The sequence below is a fragment of the Streptomyces sioyaensis genome, assembly GCF_004122735.1.
Lineage (GTDB): Bacteria > Actinomycetota > Actinomycetes > Streptomycetales > Streptomycetaceae > Streptomyces > Streptomyces sioyaensis.
In genome coordinates, this window is record NZ_SDIF01000012.1 from 69,360 (window position 1) to 88,389 (window position 19,030).

The 19,030-nt window shown below is 70.9% G+C and carries 15 protein-coding genes; 12 read left to right on the top strand and 3 right to left on the bottom strand.

Features of this window, described 5'->3' with window-relative positions; genetic code table 11:
* Window positions 1–170 precede the first annotated feature (170 nt).
* The 5 genes from EST54_RS06830 (at window position 171) to EST54_RS06850 (ending at window position 6,974) form a co-directional block, all read left to right on the top strand.
* On the top strand, window positions 171–1,670 hold the full coding sequence (locus EST54_RS06830; RefSeq protein ID WP_244942457.1) for a hypothetical protein: 1,500 nt from the start codon (window positions 171–173) through the stop codon (window positions 1,668–1,670).
* On the top strand, window positions 1,667–3,346 hold the full coding sequence (locus tag EST54_RS06835) for a polysaccharide biosynthesis tyrosine autokinase (protein ID WP_129246039.1): 1,680 nt from the start codon (window positions 1,667–1,669) through the stop codon (window positions 3,344–3,346). The genes EST54_RS06830 and EST54_RS06835 overlap by 4 nt, the downstream gene beginning before the upstream one ends.
* The gene (locus EST54_RS06840) at window positions 3,343–4,896 is read left to right on the top strand and encodes an oligosaccharide flippase family protein (RefSeq protein ID WP_129246042.1); all 1,554 of its coding nucleotides are present in this window, start codon (window positions 3,343–3,345) and stop codon (window positions 4,894–4,896) included. Before EST54_RS06835 ends, EST54_RS06840 begins: the two co-directional genes overlap by 4 nt.
* Window positions 4,897–4,984: 88 nt before the next feature.
* Window positions 4,985–6,523: a fibronectin type III domain-containing protein gene (locus EST54_RS06845; RefSeq protein ID WP_244942458.1), complete on the top strand. Its 1,539-nt coding sequence runs from the start codon at window positions 4,985–4,987 to the stop codon at window positions 6,521–6,523.
* A gap of 22 nt (window positions 6,524–6,545) precedes the next feature.
* Complete coding sequence (locus tag EST54_RS06850) at window positions 6,546–6,974, top strand: adenylyltransferase/cytidyltransferase family protein (protein ID WP_129246044.1); 429 nt, start codon at window positions 6,546–6,548, stop codon at window positions 6,972–6,974.
* A 76-nt stretch (window positions 6,975–7,050) separates the two neighbouring features.
* Here the strand turns inward: EST54_RS06850 and EST54_RS06855 are convergent, their stop codons facing one another.
* A complete protein-coding gene (locus EST54_RS06855) occupies window positions 7,051–7,782 on the bottom strand; it encodes a CDP-alcohol phosphatidyltransferase family protein (RefSeq protein WP_129246045.1) in 732 nt (243 codons plus the stop codon).
* A 39-nt stretch (window positions 7,783–7,821) separates the two neighbouring features.
* On the opposite strand from EST54_RS06855, the gene EST54_RS06860 reads away from it, so the two are divergent.
* From EST54_RS06860 to EST54_RS06875, 4 genes are all read left to right on the top strand, one after another.
* Complete coding sequence (locus EST54_RS06860) at window positions 7,822–9,120, top strand: glycosyl hydrolase family 28-related protein (RefSeq protein WP_239012483.1); 1,299 nt, start codon at window positions 7,822–7,824, stop codon at window positions 9,118–9,120.
* Between the two features lie 224 nt (window positions 9,121–9,344).
* Complete coding sequence (locus tag EST54_RS06865) at window positions 9,345–10,418, top strand: HpcH/HpaI aldolase/citrate lyase family protein (protein ID WP_129246047.1); 1,074 nt, start codon at window positions 9,345–9,347, stop codon at window positions 10,416–10,418.
* Between the two features lie 5 nt (window positions 10,419–10,423).
* Window positions 10,424–11,299 (top strand): HpcH/HpaI aldolase/citrate lyase family protein, encoded by an 876-nt coding sequence (locus EST54_RS06870; protein ID WP_129246049.1) that lies wholly within the window; start codon window positions 10,424–10,426, stop codon window positions 11,297–11,299.
* Between the two features lie 269 nt (window positions 11,300–11,568).
* Window positions 11,569–11,934: a hypothetical protein gene (locus EST54_RS06875; RefSeq protein WP_129246051.1), complete on the top strand. Its 366-nt coding sequence runs from the start codon at window positions 11,569–11,571 to the stop codon at window positions 11,932–11,934.
* Between the two features lie 139 nt (window positions 11,935–12,073).
* On the opposite strand, the gene EST54_RS06880 is transcribed toward EST54_RS06875, so the two are convergent.
* The gene (locus EST54_RS06880) at window positions 12,074–12,478 is read right to left on the bottom strand and encodes a hypothetical protein (RefSeq protein ID WP_129246119.1); all 405 of its coding nucleotides are present in this window, start codon (window positions 12,476–12,478) and stop codon (window positions 12,074–12,076) included.
* A gap of 195 nt (window positions 12,479–12,673) precedes the next feature.
* Complete coding sequence (locus EST54_RS06885) at window positions 12,674–13,957, bottom strand: helix-turn-helix transcriptional regulator (RefSeq protein WP_129246053.1); 1,284 nt, start codon at window positions 13,955–13,957, stop codon at window positions 12,674–12,676.
* A 338-nt stretch (window positions 13,958–14,295) separates the two neighbouring features.
* Between EST54_RS06885 and EST54_RS06890 the strand changes: the two genes are divergently transcribed.
* The 3 genes from EST54_RS06890 to EST54_RS06900 are packed head-to-tail and all read left to right on the top strand — an operon-like array spanning window position 14,296 to window position 19,021.
* Window positions 14,296–15,681, top strand: a complete 1,386-nt coding sequence (locus EST54_RS06890; RefSeq protein ID WP_129246055.1) for an ATP-grasp domain-containing protein — start codon at window positions 14,296–14,298, stop codon at window positions 15,679–15,681.
* Window positions 15,678–17,693 carry a PEP/pyruvate-binding domain-containing protein gene (locus EST54_RS06895; RefSeq protein ID WP_129246057.1) on the top strand — a complete coding sequence of 672 codons (2,016 nt, stop codon included), beginning with the start codon at window positions 15,678–15,680 and terminating at the stop codon, window positions 17,691–17,693. Before EST54_RS06890 ends, EST54_RS06895 begins: the two co-directional genes overlap by 4 nt.
* Window positions 17,690–19,021, top strand: a complete 1,332-nt coding sequence (locus EST54_RS06900) for an MFS transporter (RefSeq protein WP_129246059.1) — start codon at window positions 17,690–17,692, stop codon at window positions 19,019–19,021. Before EST54_RS06895 ends, EST54_RS06900 begins: the two co-directional genes overlap by 4 nt.
* Window positions 19,022–19,030: the final 9 nt, after the last annotated feature.

A 19,030-nucleotide genomic window follows, 5' to 3' on the forward strand; every position in this document is an offset into this window, starting at 1 on the left:
GAACGAGTCTTCCAAGACTGGCCCCCCTCTGAATGTGCCGTCATCGTAGGAGCCCGCCGGGGGCCGCGGGCTGTGAATTGGATTGCGATTGTGTCCCGAAGACGACCTTGCTTCCCGAAGTCCCTTAGATTGTGGTCACTGGTGGGGAGTTGGGGGGAGGTGGGCCGATGATGCCCGGGAAGTGGGGTACCGCCCGGCCGGTTCGCGGCATCGCCGCGCTGGGCTGCTGGGCGCTGCTGTTGGTGGTGCTGCTTCCGGTGCTGATCCTGCAGTCACTGGACGCCCGCTTCGGCGCCGCGCTCGCCGTGCAGTGCGTGGTGGTGGTGCACACGGGTGGGGCGCTGGCCCGGGTCCTGACGGATGTCCGGGCCCGGGTGATCGGCTTCGGCTTCTGGCTCTTCGCGTATGTGTGGCTGGGGCTCGCGCCGTTGGCCATGCTCGCGACGGACGCGTATCCGCGCGGGTTCATGGTCGATGCGCAGTCCGCGTTCGTGACCACGCTGGTGGTGGAGTCGGGGCTGCTCGCCTACAGCGCCGGTGCCGCGGTGGCGTCGTGGCGGTCGTCGCGTACCTCCACGGTCCTCGAACCGCTTCTCGCCCGGCGGCTGTCGCCGGCGCGGGTGCTGCTGCTGTGCGGTCTGGCGCTGCTGCTGGCCGTCGTGCTGATCCCCGGTCAGGGCGGGTTGTCGGCGTTCTTCCTCAGCCGGCAGGCGGCCAACGAGGCGGCGGCAGCGTCGGAACCGGCCGCGTCGGCGGACCGGGCGATGGCGGCCTGGGCGCTGTCGGTGCCGGCGTTCTGGGCGCTGGTGGCGCTGGTGCACGTCCCGCGGTTCACCGCCGGTGACCGGACGCTGCGCGGGTTACGGTGGCTGCTGCTGCCCCTGCTGATCGCGGTGAACGCCACCGTCAACAACCCCATCAGCCAACCGCGTTTCTGGGCCGGGACGGTGCTGCTGGCGCTGGTCTTCAGCGCGTCCTGGCTGCGCGGGCCGCGGGCCTTCCGCCTCGGGGCGGCGGCCGTGGCGGCGGTGGTGCTGGTGGTCTTCCCGTACAGCGACTACTTCCGCTACGACAAGCGGGAGCCGGTCCATGTGGTCTCGCTCGCCGAGCAGTTCACCTCCAACGGCGACTACGACGCCTTCCAGCAGATCGAAACGGGGGTGGACTACGTCCGTACCCACGGCTTCACCCCGACGGCGGCGCTGGGCCCCCCGCTCTTCTTCGTGCCGCGCGCCGCATGGCCCGGCAAGCCCGACGACGCGGGGATCCTGCTCGCCCGGCACGCGGGCTACACCTTCCAGAACCTCTCCGCGCCGCTGTGGATCGAGACGTACATGTGGGCGGGGTTCCCGTCGGTCATCGCCGTCTTCGGTCTGATCGGCGCGGTGGGACGGCGCATCGACGACCTCCGGCACCGGCTGCGGCGGCGCCGCGGCACCCTCGCGGCGCTGCTGGTCCCGGCGTTCGGCTTCTACCAGCTGGTGTTGCTGCGCGGCAGTCTCATGGCCATCGTGGGGCCGCTGGCGCTGCTGGTGTGCATCCCACTTCTGATCACCCGTAAGGCGCGACGGCCGGCCCTGCCGCCGTCCGCGGCACCGTCCGCGAGCGCACCGGCGCCCCGGGCGCAGCGCGACGCCTTGTCCCTCACCACAGGAGGAGCACGTACGTGAGCGTCTTCGACGAGCCCGCGGAGGAGCCGGACCAGATCCGTGACCAGTTGCGCCAGCTCTTCCGGTATCGCGCTTTGCTGGTGCTCGGGCTGGTGCTGGGCATGCTCGGCGGGGCCGCCGTGTCCGTGCTCGGCGGCTCGACGTACACGGCGACCGGCGAGGTCGTGGTGCATGCGATCAGTACGGCGCCCTTCGAGGCCGGCGGTGTCTCGGCGGACAAGCAGATCAGCATGGGCACCGAGCGGCAGATCGCACAGAGCGCCTCGGTCGCGGCCAAGGCGGCGAAGAGGCTGGGGATCCACTCCGATCCGGCGGCGCTCCAGCGTGATCTGCGGGTGAGCAATCCGCCCGAGACCCAGACCCTGATGTTCGAGTACAGCGCGGACTCGGCGGACCGGGCCTCCGCGCTGGTCAACGCCTTTGTGCAGGCGTATCTCGACTACCGGCAGGACGCCGCGTCCCAGCGGATCGACAAGACCGTCAGCAAACTCGGCGACGAGCTGAAGCCCCTTCAGGATCAGCGCAAGGTGCTGGACCGGCGGATCGCGAACGCCGGTGGCGGAGCGGGGCGGGCCACCGACGAGTCCGAGCGCAGCAATCTGGTGTCGGAGATAGCGGATCTGCAGGGGCGGATCTCCAGTCTCAAGTCCCTGGACACCACGCCCGGCGACATCGTCCGCAAGGGCGATCCGCCGGCCTTCCCGTCGAGTCCCGGGCTGGCCATGCTGCTGCTGACCGGAGCGGTGATCGGTCTGGTGCTGGGCATCCTGGCGGCCTGGGTGCGGTCGGTGCTGGAGCCGCGGGTCCGGTCGGTGGCGGACGTGCAGGACAATCTGCGGGCACCGGTGCTGGGTATTCTGCCGCGCCGGCAGGGCGGCTCGGACGTCCTGGAGGTCGGCCGGGCCGGCCGGGGCAACCGCGCGGAGGCCTACCGCACCATCGCCTTCCGGCTGGCGCACGACCAGCGCTTCGCCGGGCGTGGCAGCCTTTTGATCGTCGCGCCCCGGGAGAACGCCGATGCCGTGTCGGTCGCGGTCAACCTGGCCGGTGCGTTCGCCGAGATCGGCAACGACATCCTGCTGGTCGAGGCCGATCTGCGCACCCCCGACCTCGCCCGGCGGCTGCCGGTGCACCCGGGCCACGGCCGGCCGGTGCCGGGCAGCTGGGCGGACGGCGAGCGGCTCGCGGTGGACGCGGGCGTCGACGGGCGCTTCGACCTGCTGCCCGGCCGGGAGGTGCCCAACCCGGCGCGGGCGCTGTCCGCCCCGGAGTTCGCCCGGCTGCTGAACGCGCCGTCCGGCCCGAATGAGCACGTCGTGGTCGTCACCGGTCCGCTGCTCGCGCACGCGGACGGGCTGGCCGTCGCCAAGCAGGCGGCGGGCGTGGTGGTGGTCTGCGATCTCAACGAGGTCCGCCGGGACGATCTGGACCGGGTGTGGGAGCTGATCACCGGGGCCGGCGGCCACATCCTGGGTGCCGTCCTGGACAAGGGCAGCCACGGGCCCTCGCTGCGCCGGCTCTCGGACGGCGGGCCGACCCATCGCAAACGCGGCCGGAGCCGTCCGCGGGCCGTCGTGGTGACCCCGCCGTCGCTGCCCGGCCCGCCGCCCCGCACCGGCCCGGCTCCGGCCGCTGGTGCGCCCACCGACGCCGACACCACCTCGCTCCACAGGTGACGGCCGTCGGCCCGCCGGCGCCACCGGCCCCCGGGCGGACCGCGGACGCCGGACGGGGTGTCACCACCACGGCCCGCGGCAGCCTGTTCGGCCTGGCGGGCTCGGCCGCGAACGCCCTGTTCGGGTTCGTCCTCGTCGCCGTCGTCACCCATGGGCTCGGGGCCCGCGGAGCCGGCGCCGTCTTCACAGGTGTCGCCGCCTTCACCATACTCAGCAATGCGCTGAAGCTGGGGGCCGATACCGCCCTGGTCCGCTTCGTCTCCCGGGACCTGGAACTCAGCGGGGGCGCCGGCGTGCCGGCCCTGCTGCGGACCGCGGTCTGGCCCACGCTGCTGGCGAGCGGTGCGGGGGCGGCGGTACTGCTGTGCTCCCCCGGCCTGGCCGGCTGGCTGCTGCCCGATCTGGACCCGGGTCAAGCCGCCGCGGTACTACGGCTGTTCGCGGCCTTCCTGCCGGTGACGACGGTGGCACTGGTGCTGCTCGGGGCCACCCGGGGGTACGGCTCGGTGGTGCCGTTCGTGGGCGTGGAGCAGATCGGCAAACCGGCGCTGCGGGTTCTGCTCGCGGTGCCGCTGGTCCTGCTCGCACCGAGCGTGGCGGGGCTGTCCGCGGCCTGGCTGGCGCCCGGGGTGCTGGGGGCGGTGGCGGCCTGGGTGTCGCTGCGCCGCTCCCGTCGTACGCATCCGGGCACGGGCCTGCCGCCGTCGCAGACCCGGGAGTTCTGGTCCTTCGCCGGGCCGCGGGCGGTGTCCTCGGTCTTCGACATCACCGCGGTGTGGATCGGCGTGATCCTGCTGTCGGTGCTGGGCACCGGCACCGAGGCCGGTATCTATACGGCGATCGGGCGGCTGATCACCGCCGGGACGCTGCTCCAGCTGGCGATCCGGCTGGCGGTGGCGCCCCAGATCAGCCGGCTGCTCGCGGGCGGCGACGCGCACGGGGCGCATCGGCTGCACCGGTTGTCGACCCGCTGGATCGCGCTCTTTTCCTGGCCCGTATTCGTGATCCTGGCGGCGTTCCCGGGGACCGTGCTGTCGCTGTTCGGCCCGGGCTTCGCCGACGGCGCGCCGGGGCTGCTGGCGCTGGCGGTGGCCTGCCTGGTCAACGTGGGTGTCGGCAATGCGCAGACGGTCATCCTGATGGCCGGACGGAGTGTCTGGAATCTGGTGGTCGCCGGCGCCGCGTTCGTGGTCCAACTGGGCAGCGGCGTATGGCTGGTGCCGCGGTACGGGGTGCTGGGGGCGGCGGTCTCCTGGGGGCTGGCGATCGTGGTGGACAACGGTGCCTCGGCGCTGCTGGCCCGCTACCGGCTGGGCTTTCGCACCGTCGACCGGGGGTATGTGTGCGCCGCTGTGATCACTCTGGTGGCGGTGGCGCTCCCGGTGTTCGCCATGCGGACGTTTTGCGGGGACCGCGTTCCGGGTGCCCTCTTGGGAATTGTTTTAGCCATTGGGGCTTTCGGCGCGGCCGTCTGGCGCTATCGTTTGCCGCTGGGGGTAGGGGAGTTCTTCGGCGCGCTACGCAAGCGCGGCTCGGAAAACTCGCGATGAACACTGGGACCATTTCCGCACAGAACGCGTCTGGTTCCCGCTTCCTATCCTGACAATTCCAATCGCGCCATGCTTCCAGGGGGGACCTGTGCGCCCAAGAAACAAATCAGCCCATCTCTTGCTCGCCGCCGCGGTGTTGGGCACCGCGTCGGCAGCGCTTGCCGCCGGTCCCGCTCAGGCCACCGGCGAGACCACCCTGACCGCCGATCCGCTGAGCACCTGGCAGACCGACGGCATCGTGTGGTCCATGGCCTATGCCAAGGGCATCGTCTACGTGGGCGGCACCTTCAGCCACATCCGGCCGCCGGGCGCCGCCCCCGGCACCCATGACCTCGCCCGCACCAACTTCGCGGCGTTCGACGCCAAGACGGGTGACCCGCTGCCGTGCGCCCCGGCGTTCACCGGCGGGACGGGCACGATCCGGGCCATGAAGGCTTCACCCGACGACTCGATGATCTACATCGGGGGCTCGTTCGGGAAGGCCGGAGGGGTGGGCCGGTCCAACACCGCCACCCTCAACACCGCCGACTGCACCATCGGTGCGGACTGGAAACCGACGGTCAGCTCGACCGTACGCGCCATCGACGTCACGCCCGACTCGGTGTACATCGGCGGCGGGTTCGGCACGGTCCAGGGGCAGACCCGCGAGCGGGTGGCCGCGCTGCGGCCGAACGGCACGCTGCTGCCGTTCAAGGCGACGATCCGCGGTTCGTCGGTCTCCAACGACCCGACACCGGCGGTCAACGCCCTCACGGTCGTGCCCAAGCTCAACAAGGTCATCATCGGCGGCCGGTTCACCTCGGTGAACGGCAGCCTGTGGGGCGTGCACGCGCTGGCCGGGCTCGATGCCACCAGCGGCAGGGTCGTCGACTCCTTCACCGGCTGGATCCCCAACCGCTCGGCGGTCAAGGCGCTCGCCAACGACGGCACCAACTTCTATGTGGGCGCCGAGGGCACCGGCGGCGGGGTCTTCGACGGCCGGATCGCCGGCCGGCTGTCGGACGGCGCGCAGCTCTGGAAGGACACCTGTCTGGGCGCCACCCAGACCGTGCTGCCGTACAAGGGCGTCCTTTACAGCGGCTCGCACGCGCACGACTGCTCCAACACCCCGGGCGGATTCACCGACATCAACAACCGCCAGCACTTCCTGGCGCAGTCGATCTCGGACAAAACGATCCTGCCGTGGTTCCCGGACACCAATGACGGGATCGGCGAGCAGATCGGCCCGCGGACGATGACCATGGCGGACGGCATCCTGTGGGCGGGCGGCGAGTTCACCACGGTCAACGACGCCCCGCAGCAGGGCCTGACCCGGTTCGCGGCGAGCCCGGACACGGGGGCGCCGCAGGTGCCGCTGCTCAGCGGCGCAAGCGGGTCCCGGGGGAAGATCACGCTGAAGTGGAAGGCCTCGTGGGACCGGGACAACGGCGTCCTGACCTACAAGATCTACCGTGACGGTGCGTATCTCACCTCGGTCAGCCAGGACTCGCGGTACTGGAACCGGCCCGACATGAGCTACACGGACACCGTGGAGCCGGGGACCCGGCACCGTTACTCGATCGAGGTCACCGACGGCACCAATGTCTCGGGACGCAACGGCCCGGTCTATGTGACGGCGAGCAACTGACCGTGTGCCGAGTGGGGGGTAAATGCCACACCGAGTAGGTTATGCGCCCGGGGTCTACGACCTTTTCCACGTCGGGCACCTGAATATTCTCCGGCACGCCAAAAGCCAGTGCGACTATCTGGTGGCCGGTGTGGTCTCGGACGAAATGGCGGCCCAGGCCAAGGGAAAGGCACCGGTCATTCCGCTCACCGAGCGGCTGGAGATAGTACGCAGTGTCCGGTTCGTGGACGCGGCGTTCGTCGAGACGGTGCCCGACAAATTGGAGACCTGGCAGCAGGTGCGGTTCGACGTCATTTTCAAGGGCGACGACTGGCGGGGCACGGCCAAGGGCGACAAGCTCGAACGGGACTTCGCGACGGTCGGGGTCGATGTGATCTATTTCCCCTACACCGTGCACACATCAAGTTCCTTGTTGCGCAAGGTGCTTGACGGGCTCGCGGATTCGGCGTGAGCTGACGCGTCGGCCCGGCACATCGTCCGGGCCGGCGCATCGGCCGGCCGCCCGGTGGAGCGTCCGTCCCGGCCCGTCAGCGGCCGGGGGCGGACAATTCGCGGTACCACTTGACCAGGAACGCCACCATGAAGAGCACATGGGCGGCGAGCAGCACGCTGTACAGCGCCACGAACACATCCCGGCTGCCGAACAGCAGGAACACCGCGCAGAAGACGCCGTAGTCGACCGGGAGCAGGGCGACCGAACGCAGTGTGGAGGCCGGTGCCGCGGGCGCCGGTGGGCCCGCCGGGTTCCGCAACCGCTCGGCGCGCTTGAGCTGTTCGGTGAGAATGCCGCCGAAGAAGACCAGCACCGCGGTGAACTGGAACGCGATGGGAAGGAACAGATACCGAGGGTCGGCGAATCCGAAGTAGCGGTAGAACGAGAGAAGTACAGCCATGTGGAGGGCCAGCATCTTCGCGCAGTCGACCACGTGGTCCAGCCACTCCCCCGCGGCACTTCCGGTTCCGGTCAGCCGGGCCAGCTGTCCATCGGCGGAATCGAGCGCGAATCCGATGACCAGCGCCGCGAAAATGCCGAGGGCCACCGCGGGCGAGGGGCGCAGCACCGCAATCATGACCACGCCGGCGAAGGTGAAAGCCCCGCTGATCATGGTGACTTGATTCGGCGTCAGTTTCATACCGTAGCCCGCGGCGGCCAGTATCCGGCCGGCCGGCCGGTTCACATAACGCGAGTACAGGGACACCCCCTTCGCGGATTTCTGGGCCGCCGACAGCTGTCTGATCGCATATCCGAACTGGCTCATATCCCCACCTGATGAATGGACCCCCGAAGGAGCAACATCATGGCAGGCAGGACCTCCCCGTCAACCGGTGGCGCCACCCGCCGGACACTGCTGGCGGGCACGGCCGCCGCACTGGCCGGCACCCTGGCCGGGTGCGATACGGCGCCTGCCGGCCGGCAGACCTCCGACGACGCCGAGGCGCCCGTGGTCACCGGCCACAAGCCCAAGGGCAGGGACGTTGTCGATGTGGTGGCGGACTGCGGCGCCAAGGGTGACGGACGCACCGACGACAGCCACGCGTTCGCCCGGGCGTACGCCTACGCGGCCGGCCGGGTGTGGGACCACATCGGCCGGACGGTGATCGACGTACCGGCCGGCACCTACCTCATCCGTGCGCCCAACGCACTGCTCAACGCCCAGCGGGGAAAGCTCAAGGCCAACGGCTTACGGTTCCGCGGGGCCGGCAAGCGCATGACCCAGCTGATCTTCGCGCCGCACCGGGCCGAGGACGCCTATCTGTGCCGCAACGAGGACAGCTGGGCCAATGTGATGTTCGAGCAGCTCGGCTTCGCCTGCGGCACCCCCGGCGCCTCGTTCTTCTACTCGTACTCGACCGGTCAGGCGCAGGACTACCGCTTCACCGAGTGCGAGTGGACCGGCGAGTGGACCTACGGGGTCGCGCTCGACGGCAGCAACACCAACTCGGAGATGCGCTGGGACGCCTGCCGGGTGGGCGGCGCGTACCGCAAGGCGTTCCTGTACTCCGGGCTGTCGCAGAACTCGCTGAGCCGCACGCAGCAGGACCAGTTCCTCAACTACTGGTTCAACGACATGAAGGTCGAGTACTCCTGGGGCAACTTCCTGGAGTTCCCCTACGGCGGCTCCATCACCTGCCGCGGCGGCTCCTACATCGTCACCGGCAGCCGCCCCGAGCACTCCCCCGACTACGGACGCACCAGCACCTTCTTCCGTTTCCCGCGCGGTCCGCACCACGACTCCGTCCAGCGCTTCCACGCCGAGGACATCCGCTTCGAGGTGCGCACCCCGGACACCGTCGTGATCGACTGCGCCTGGGACAGCGGAACGGTGCACTTCAACGACTGTGACGACACCGCGAACGCCTTCAAGCCGTTCGCCCAGGACAGCCGCCCCCATCGCTACCGCATCGGCGGGCAGGGCCCACTGGTGCGCTACGACTCGTGCCAGCTGTCCGGGCAGCACTCCTACGAGCCGGACGGCACCGGCGGAGCGGGTCCCCGGGCGCGCTACGACATGTGCCGCTTGCGCAATCACCCCCAGCAGGACTTCATCGCCGGCTCGGGCGACCGGGTGCGGTTCGTCGACTGCGTGGGGCCCTGAGCGTCCCGGGGCGGGTAGGGGCCGGCTCGAAGAGCCGGCGCCCGGCCCGCCCCGGTACGCACCGAAGCGGCCCCGACGCGCCCGAGCACCCCGATCGCCGACGGTGATCAACGGCACACGTACTGGCCAGTAGCGTTTGCGTCGTGCGGGCCTAGAGTGAGGCCCGAATGGCGCCGCCGGGCACCCGGTGGCGGCCCGTCCTGTGAGCCGACCAGGGAGACTGCATGCGCTCTCCGAAGGATTTCTTCCGCCCGCTGGCCGTCGGGGCGCCGACACCGGTACGCGAGGTACCGTTCCGGCCGTCCCGGATGATCCACTTCTTCGACCCGGGCAACGAGAAGATGGCCGCGAAGGTGCCGTCCATCGCGCCCACCGTGGACGTTCTGCTGGGCAACCTGGAGGACGCGGTCGCCGCCGACCGCAAGGAGGCGGCCAGGTCGGGCCTGGTGAAGATCGCCAAGGCCACGGACTTCGGCGACACCCAGCTGTGGACCCGGATCAACAGCCTGGACTCGCCGTGGGCGCTGGACGACCTGCTGACGCTGGTCACCGAGATCGGCGACAAGCTGGACGTCATCATGGTGCCGAAGGTGGAGGGCGCCGAGGACATCCACTACGTCGACCGGCTGCTCGCCCAGCTGGAGGCGAAGGCGCAGGTCCGGCGGCCGATCCTGGTGCACGCCATCCTGGAGACCGCGACCGGGGTCGCCAACGTCGAGGAGATCGCCGGCGCCAGCCCCCGGATGCAGGGCATTTCGCTCGGCCCCGCCGACCTTGCCGCCAGCCGCCGGATGAAGACCACCCGGGTCGGCGGCGGCCACCCCGGCTATCTGGTCCGCGAGGACCCGCACGGCACGGACGGCGCCGCCCCGCGGGCCACCTTCCAGCAGGACCTGTGGCACTACACGCTGGCGCGCATGGTCGACGCCTGTGCGGCGCACGGCATCCTGCCGTACTACGGGCCGTTCGGTGACATCAAGGACATCACGGCCTGCGAGGACCAGTTCCGCAACGCCTTCCTGCTCGGCTGTGTCGGCGCCTGGAGCCTGCACCCGGTGCAGATCGGCATCGCCAAGAAGGTCTTCTCACCCGCACCCGCCGACGTCGCCTGGGCCCGCAAGGTCATCGAGGCCATGGGCGACGGCACCGGCGCGGTGATGATCGACGGCAAGATGCAGGACGACGCGACGTACAAGCAGTGCCAGGTGGTCGTCGAGCTCGCGGAGGCTCTCGCCGCCCGCGACCCCGAACTGCGTGACGCCTACGCGGCGGCCGAATCCCGGCAGAACGAGGAGTAATACCCATGTCCGACGCGATCCTGCGACCGCGCCGCTCCGTGCTCTACATGCCCGGCGCCAATGAACGCGCCCTGGAGAAGGCCAAGTCCCTCCCCGCCGACGCACTCATCCTCGACCTGGAGGACGCCGTCGCCCCCGATGCGAAGGCCGAGGCCCGCAAGCGGGTGGCGGCCGCCGCGGCCTCGGGGGAGTACGGCTTCCGCGAGGTGACGATCCGGGTCAACGCACCGGGCACCGCCTGGCACGACGACGATCTGCGGGCCGCCGCCGAGGCCGGTCCGGACGCGGTGGTCGTGCCCAAGGTGGAGTCCGCCGACACCGTGCGCGCCGTCGAGCGTGCGCTGGAGGCCGCCGGCGCCCCGGACCGTACGGCGATCTGGGCCATGGTCGAGACGCCGCGCGCGATGCTGGACGCCCGTGCGGTGGCCGCCGCGAGCGAACGGCTCACCGTCCTGGTGATGGGCACCAACGACCTGGCCAAGGAGCTGCACGCCGAGCACGTCCCCGGCCGGGCTCCGCTGCTGACCGGGCTGTCGCTGGCGCTGCTGGCGGCGCGGGAGAGCGGCAAGGTGATCCTGGACGGCGTCTACAACGATGTGAAGGACGCCGAGGGCTTCGAGGCCGAGTGTGTGCAGGGGCGACAGTTCGGCTTCGACGGGAAGACGCTGATCCACCCGTCGCAGGTCGCACCGTGCAACCGGGTGTTCGCCCCGTCGTCGGAGCAGGTCGCCCGCGCGCAGCGGATCATCGACGCGTTCGAGGAGGCCACCCGCGAGGGACGCGGGGTGGTCACCGTCGACGGCCGGCTGATCGAGAACCTGCACGTCGAGGAGGCCCGCCGGATCCTCGCCCTCGCGGAGGCGGTCGCCGGCCGCGCATAGTCTCCTCCATCTGATCCGACGGTTCGTCAGATGCCGTCGGTGGCAGGTCAGTTGGAGGTGCCCCGGGGAGGGGGAAGGGCCGGGGGCCGACGCTGTGGTGACGTCGGCCCCCGGCCCCGATTCTCCGGGCGGGCCCTGAGGGCCGTCACGGTGAATCCTCTCATCGGACAGGGTGAATACCGGTGACGGAGGTTGCTCGGCCCTGGTGGTTCGGGGCATCCGGGATAGCAAGATCCCCGGGTACCACCCATGAGGTGCAGGAGCACACAGTGAAGAACACGGCACGCGTCCACACCGTGATCGCAGGAGCCTGCGGTCTGCTCCTGGCCGCCGGCGGGGCCCCGGCCTGGGCCGCGTCCGGCGGCGACGGGGTCTCCCACAGCACCACCGTCGCCCGCTTCGACGCCAAGTTCCACTGCGGCCACCGGGCCAGATTCTGTATCAACGGGCCGGTGCTCAGCGGGAACCCCAGGAAGGCGCAGAACGTGCATGTCGCCGGCACGGTCAGCAACAGCGGCAGCCCCACGAACACCAACGCCAACACCAACTCCGACACGGGCGGCACGACCGGAACCGCGACGAAGAGCGGCAACAACCAGCAGCACCTCGGGAGCGACGGAGAGCAGAAGCTGTGACCGCGCGCTGAACCCCCACGGGCTCCGTGTCGTCCGGGGCTCGTGGGGGCAGCCGCCGTAATGGCGCGTGCCCGGCAGACGTCGCCGGGCACGCGTGCGGCCGCTCCGGACGGTGCGGTCCGTCGGCGCCGCATCCGGGTCAGTGGTGGCCGAACAAGCCTCCGATGACCCGCTGCACGTTGTTGTTGCTGCCCGTCGCGGCGCCCGATGTGGAGTCGGCGCTGTTGGTGGAGCCGTTCGTGTTGGAGAGATTGCCGCTGTTGTTCGGGTTCCCGTGGTTGATGAAGTTGCCGCTGTGCAGGCTGTTGCCGCTGTGTACGGGCCCGTTGACACAGGCGTGGGGCGAGGCGAACACCGGCGACCTGTAGTGGATCTGGCCGAGGCGGTTGTTGCAGACCACCCCGTTGACCATGCCGGTGACGGTGCCGAGATCGGCGTCCGCCACGGCCGAGAGCAGTGAGTCGCCCGGGATGGTCGCGGCGTGCGCCGCCCCGCCGCCGAACATCATCAGCCCGCATGCCCCGACGATGGTTCCTGCCTGCACGATGCTTCTCACGTCGCTCCTCGCCTCCGCGTCCGTCCGGTGCCAGACGTATGGTGCTGCCGTCGGCGTCCCGGAACGTCGTTCAACCCGCGGGAACAAAACGCCCGCCGCCCACAATCAGCCGGGTGGCCCAACACCTCGTGCGGCCGTCCGCGCGGGTCCGGGGGGACCGCCTTTGGCCGCCCGGTGCGCCCGTCAGGTGACGCTGTGCGGATGGCAGGCCGTCGCCGAGCGGGGTGGCCAGGTCTGCGGGGCGAGGATGCCCAGGACATAGGCGCGCGCGACGAGAGCGGGTCTGGTCGGGGCGTCCAGCAGGTCCCGCAGCCGGCTGAGGTGGTAGTCGACGGTCTGCCGGGAGAGGTGCAAGGAGGTGGCGATCTCCGCGTTGCTGTGGCCGGCGGCCAGCAGGGACAGCAGGCGTATCTGAGTGGCCGTCAGCGGAGCGCGGGCCTCGTGTGCGATGCCCTGGTGGGTGACGACCGCCCAGACGCTTCTGGCCCGGTCCGCGCTCCAGCCCACCGACGTGAGATGCAGCCGGGCCCGGCGCTGGCGCCCACGGGCGTCCACGAAGAGGGCGGAGGTCTGGATCCGTCGGCTGCGGCGCGCGATCAGATCGTGCCAGCTGCGCCGCAGCCCCGTTAATTCCGGGGCGGGCGCCAGCACCGTGTGCGCCCGGCGGCCGACGAGGTCCGAGAGCCGGGTCTGCAGCAGTTCGGCGGCTGCCGCGCTGGCCTGCCGGATGCGTCCGCCCGCCGATATCAGGGCGCAGGGCAGTCCGCTGTGATCGCGCAGCGCATGCAGATTCTCCTCGGCCTCGCGGCGCTGGTGCAGGGCGCGGGTGTAGTCGCTGATGTCGATGTAGATGCCGGCGACACAGGTCTGGCCGGCTTCCAGGACGGGGAAGCGATGGCCCGCCGCCTGCCCGCTGCCGCCGTCGAAGCGGTGGTAGGTGAGGGTGTGCCGGACCGGTTTGCCGCGGGCGAGCACCTCCCGGTCCAGGGCGAGGACCTGCGCCGCGTCGTCGGGGCCGTCGACGTCGGTGACGGACCTGCCGATGATGTGTTCCGGTGTGGTGCCGTAGACGTGGGCGTAGGCGTGGTTGGTCCAGAGATAGCGCCCGTTGGCGTCACGGATGAAGGCCGCGGCGGGGGCGAGGTCGGCGAAGGCGTCGTAGCGGCGGGGGTCGGCCGGACGCGGACCGACCTCGACGGCCAGCCCGCGGGAGCGGCCCTGCCGGGGCACGCCGAGGGGCCAGTTCACGTCGAAGAGGCGGCCGTCGAACTGGGCCTGCCAATGGCTTGTTCCAGGGGGTGCGGCGGGCTCGGGGAGCTCTTTGCGCACGGTGTCGAGAAAGCGCTGGGCGGTACTGGTGTCATCGAAGGCCCCACCGCCGCTGTCGATCACCCGTAATTCGCGGTCGGCTTCCCACCAGGACACCGGAAGGTTTTCGAGCAGCGATTTCAGACTGGTCTCGTCCACGACGGGCCCCTCTGCAAGGAAGAGTTCAACGGATGCGCACGGCGCGTCATCGCCATGCGTATCCCTCAGCGTTGTGTGGCATGCCTGGTTCTCGGCCGATCTCGCGGTGGCCGGGCAACGGTGTGCCACATCGGCCGCCTTACGGCATCACGGAACCTTCACGACGAATTGACCATATCCGCAACTCTGGCGTTTGCCTGAGCGGTTGTGGCCCGATCCGGGGAACCAGGTCCCGCACGGCTGCTTCGCTTGGAGGCGGCGTGCGGACAACGTGGTCCGGGCGCCTTCAGCCGCCGATGGTTCCTGCCCGTTTGCAAATGAAGAGGAGTCGGATTTCAGTGAGCAAGGTGCTGTTCGTATATGCCAAGGGTGGACCGCCCTTGGGGTATGCCCTGTCACGGGTCGCCGCACGGTCGGCAGTGCACCTGCTGGCGCTCAGCGCGCTCCCGCCCACCGTGGCCGCGTCGGTGGACCGGCTGTGCGCCTCGTTGCTGAGCCCCTCCGAAGCGGAGCGGCGCGATCTGGTGTCCCTGATCGTCTCCCGGGCCCAGGCCGTCGGCGCGGACGCGGTCGTCACGTTCTCCGAGTACGCGGTCGTCGCGGTCGCCGAGGCCTGCGAGAAGCTCGGCCTCGCCGGAGCGGGCACCTCCTGTGCCCTCGCCCGCGACAAGCGGATGATGCGGCGCACCTGGGAGGAGCGGGGCATATCCCAGCCCCGGTTCCGGCCCGTCGCCACGGAGGGGGATCTGCGGGACGCGGCCGGCGCGCTGCGTTTCCCGCTGTTGCTGAAGGCCGCCTGGAGCGCCGGTTCCACCGCGCACCGCACCCTGCGCACGCCCGAGGAGGTGCCGGCGGCCTGGGAGCGGGCACGGGAGGTGATGGCCGAATCGGCGCAGTTGGGGTATGCCGAGCTCCATGTCGCCGGCGCCGGGGCGGACTTCCTCGTGGAGGAGATCGTGCCGGGCACCGCGGCGGACTGGTTCGACCAGGAGGGCTGGGGCGACTACGTCAGTGTCGAAGGGGTCGTCGTGGACGGCGAGTTCCGCCCGGTCTGTCTCAGCGGGCGGATGCCGACGGTGGAGCCGTTCACCGAGCGCGCCGGCATCACCCCCGCGGCGCTGCCGGACGACGCCCAGCGGCGCATCGTGGACCTGGCCCGCGAGGCCGTCGACGCGCTGGGGCTGCACACCTGCGGGACGCACACCGAGATCAAGCTCGGGGCGGACGGGCAGATGTGGGTGATCGAGACGGCGGCCCGGTTCGGCGGGGCGATGACCGTGCCGCAGATCGAGGAGGTCTTCGGCCTGGACCTCATCGGGATGCTCACCGACCACCTGCTGGGGCGTCCCGTCTCCTGGCCCGCCGAGGTCCGCACCCCGCAGGAGGCGCGCGGCGCGGCCGGCTCGCTGGTCGTCCTGGCCGTCGACGGCGCCGGTGCGGCCTGGCCGGACCAACGGGTCTGGGACTTCCCGACGGTGCGGGACGCCGTGCCGCTCAGCGTCGGCAGCCATCTGTCCGTGGTCGCGGAGAACTCGCTGCCGGACGGGGCCCCGGTGCCGGTGTACGACCCGGCCGCGGGCGCCAACACCATGGCGGCGCTGTGTCTGCTGTCCGCCACCGACCCGGAGACCGTGCTCCGCGACTTCCGGACCCTGGTGGACGCCCTGCCCCAGGTCCTGCCGCAGGTCCTGCCCACGGACGGCATCATGGAGGTGCAGTCATGACCACCACCCTCCTGCCCTCGGGCGCACCGGGGCCCGTCACCGACCGCACCGTCATCGGTGAGAACCTCTCGCTGCCGCTGTTCCGCACCCTCTCCGGCGTCCTGGCCGGCCACCCCTACCTCAAGGTCGTGGTGGACCGCACCGAGAACACCTGGCATCTGCTCGACACCGCCGTCCACCCCTTCCACGTCAACTACATCGCCACCCGGGTGCTCGGGATGGACCTGGCGGACCTGGACTCCGGGCTGGACGCCTTCAACGCCTCGGTCTACATGGATCCCGCACGGCGGTTCCTGCTGGGCGTGCTCTCCCTGCACAGCGACGAGGACACCGAGGGCCGGGAGCGGCCGTTCCTCGTGCTGGAGACGACCGAGGCCGACACCATGAACGGCCTGCTGCTGGAGGAGTTCTACACCTTCGTCCGCCACCGGGTCGACGGCCGGCTGCCGCTGCTGCTGAAGCCGGCGAACCACGGGCAGGAGCACGAACTCGCCGCGATCAGCGACGTACGGGTGCCCCGGATCCTGGGGCACGAGCTCTTCGGCAACCGCACCCGCACGCCGCTCAACGTCGGCGAGGCCGTCGGCCGGCTGCGCTACTTCCGGACCCCGGAGGAGTACGCGGCCGTGGCCGGCGAACTCGGCTGGTCCGACATCGTGGCCATGCCCTGTCTGCCGGACGACGTGCCGCGGGTGGCGGGGTTCCTCAACACCGCGCCCGGTACCCCGCTGTCGCACACCAATGTGCTGGCCTCCGGCTGGGGCATCCCCAACGCGATCGTCCGCGACCTGGACCGGCTCGTCGAGAAGGACGGTCTGGACGGCGCCTGGGTCCGCTATCGGGTGCAGGACGACGAGATCAGCCTGGTCCCGCTGGCCCATGCCCCGGCCCTGGACGCCCCGACCTGGCACCAGCAGCGCATCCGGATGGAACCGCCGCTCCTGGAGGACGTCCCCGCGCTGGCCCTGCACCGGCTGCGCCGCGCCGACCACGACCGGTACGGCACCAAGGCCGCCAACCTCGGCGAGCTCCACCACGTTCTCGACAGCCGCAGCGCCGACCTCACCGCCTTCTACGGGCAGCCGCGGCCGCCGCGCGCCCACCTCTACGGCCACCTCGCGGCCCGCCTCGGCGTCCCCGGGACGACGGTGGACGGTGAACTGCGGGCGGCTGCGGCCGACTTCGTGAGCGAGGTGATCGCGGCGCCTCAGGGGATCGCGCTCCCCTTCGCCCTCCAGCACCGCTTTCTGACGTCCTCGCCGGCCGTGCAACAGGGCCTCGGCAAGCTCAAGATGGCCCTCGAACTCGACGCCGTCGACGTGCTGGACTCGCTCTGCCTGCATTTGCAGCACCTCATCCGCAACACCCCCATGCCCGAGGACGTGACCCGGCAGATCACCCTGGCGCTGCCCGACGGCCCCGCCGCCGGCAGCCGACTGGTGATCCGCTCGTCCTCCAACGCCGAGGACCTGCCCGGGTTCTCCGCGGCCGGGGTCTACGACTCGATCACCACCGTCCACGGGGCGGAGGAACTCCTCGACGCGGTCCGGCAGGTGTGGGCCTCGCTGCTGTCGCCGCGCAGTGTGCGGCTGCGCCATCAGGCGGGCATCTCCCTCGACGACACCTACATGGGCGTGATCATCCAGCAGTACGTGCCGGCGGATCTCGGCGGTGTCCTGGTGACCTGCAATCCGACCCGGCGCGAGGACTTCCGCAACGTCTACCTCAACTGCTCCCCCGGCTCGCCGGAGACGGTCGTCGACGGCACGACGCTGCCGCTGCAGTACCTGTACAACACCGTCGAGGGCGGCGGCCGCACCGTCGCTCTGGGCTCGACCGGCCGGGACCTGCCCGACGGCACCCGGGACCGGCTGGCACAGCTGGCCCTGGCCGGACGGCTGCTCCAGTCCCACTTCAGCGACGCCGATGTGGACCATCCGCTGGACATCGAGTGGCTGATGACCGATCAGGGGGACTTCCGCCTGGTCCAGATCCGCCCCTACGCCCTGTGAGCGGCTACTTCTCCGGTCTGCGACGTGCCCGTGGGCCCCGGGCCGGCAGTCCGCCCCTGACCCCGCGGGCCCGCCGGATCATCGGGCTCAACAACGGCTTCCAGCTGCTGTTCAACCTCTTGTGGTGGATGCCGGTCTTCTACGCCTACCAGCGCGAGGCGGGCCTGAACGACGGGCAGATCTTCGGCATCCAGAGCATCTACTACGTCGCGTTCTGCCTCTTCGAGATCCCGACCGGGATGGTGGCCGACCGTATCGGCGCCCGCAACTGTCTGCGGGCCGGTGCGGTGGTGATGACCGCGGCGAACCTGGCCCCGGTCCTCTCCCCCAGCTATGCCGGATTTCTGGTGCACTTCCTGGCGATCGCGGCCGGCCGCTCGCTGACCTCCGGCGCCGCCAGCGCCTATCTGTACGACGGCCTGGCGGCCGAGGGCGCCGGGGAGCACTACCTGAAGGCCGAGGGGCAGGCGCGGGCCCTGGGGCTGGCGGCGAAGGTGCTGTGCTGGCCGCTGGTCGGTCCGCTGATGGCGCTGGCGCATCCCGCGCCGTACGTCCTCAGTGCGGCGAGCGCGGCGGGATCGCTGGTCTGCGCCGTGGTGTTGCCGCGGCAGGCCACGGCTCGTGCGGGCGACCGGGCCCGCGCCAAGGGGACACCGCGCGACGGGCTCGCCTTCCTGCGCGAGGCCACCAAGGCGCTGCGCTGTGTGTGGGCCACCCCGTGGCTCGGCCTGATCATGCTGCAGGGGGTCGCCGTCTTCACGCTCTCCCGTATCTGCCAGGTCAATCTCTTCCAGCCGATACTGCTGGACCACGGCATCCCGGAGAGCTCGCACGGCGGGGTGCTGGCCGCGATGACCGTCGCGGAGGCGGTGGCCTCGGCCCGTCCGCAGTGGCTGGGTTCACGGCTGTCGCCGGTGGCCTGGGTGTCGCTGCTCAGCCTCGCGATGGCGGCGGCGCTCGCGGGCAGCACCCTCGGCGGGCCCTGGACCGTGATCGCGCTGCTGTGTGTGTTCGCCGCGGTCACCGGCTTCGCCTATCCGCTCCAGCGCAAGCTGGTGAACGACGCGATCCCGGCGGGGGCGCCGCGGGCCACTCTGCTGTCGGTGGAGAGCATCGTGGACCGCGCGGTGTGCGCACTGGCGGCGGTGGCCGCGGGGGCCTACCTCTCGGCGGGCCGGCTGGATGCGCTGCTGTGGCACAGCGCGCTGGTGACCGGCGTGGTGATGGTCGTCCTCCAGCTGGTCCTGCGGCGGGCGGCCCGGCGACGCCGCGTCCCACCGGACACCGAGCCGGTACCGGAGCTGGTCACCACAGCAGGAAACCCCTGACCGGCACCG

Bases quoted from the DNA above. Each gene is read 5' to 3' on its own strand.
- EST54_RS06855 (WP_129246045.1), bottom strand. From the start codon at position 7,782: ATGAGCCAGTTCGGATATGCGATCAGACAGCTGTCGGCGGCCCAGAAA.
- EST54_RS06865 (WP_129246047.1), top strand. From the start codon at position 9,345: ATGCGCTCTCCGAAGGATTTCTTCCGCCCGCTGGCCGTCGGGGCGCCG.
- EST54_RS06870 (WP_129246049.1), top strand. From the start codon at position 10,424: ATGTCCGACGCGATCCTGCGACCGCGCCGCTCCGTGCTCTACATGCCC.
- EST54_RS06860 (WP_239012483.1), top strand. From the start codon at position 7,822: ATGGCAGGCAGGACCTCCCCGTCAACCGGTGGCGCCACCCGCCGGACA.
- EST54_RS06830 (WP_244942457.1), top strand. From the start codon at position 171: ATGCCCGGGAAGTGGGGTACCGCCCGGCCGGTTCGCGGCATCGCCGCG.
- EST54_RS06850 (WP_129246044.1), top strand. From the start codon at position 6,546: ATGCCACACCGAGTAGGTTATGCGCCCGGGGTCTACGACCTTTTCCAC.
- EST54_RS06895 (WP_129246057.1), top strand. From the start codon at position 15,678: ATGACCACCACCCTCCTGCCCTCGGGCGCACCGGGGCCCGTCACCGAC.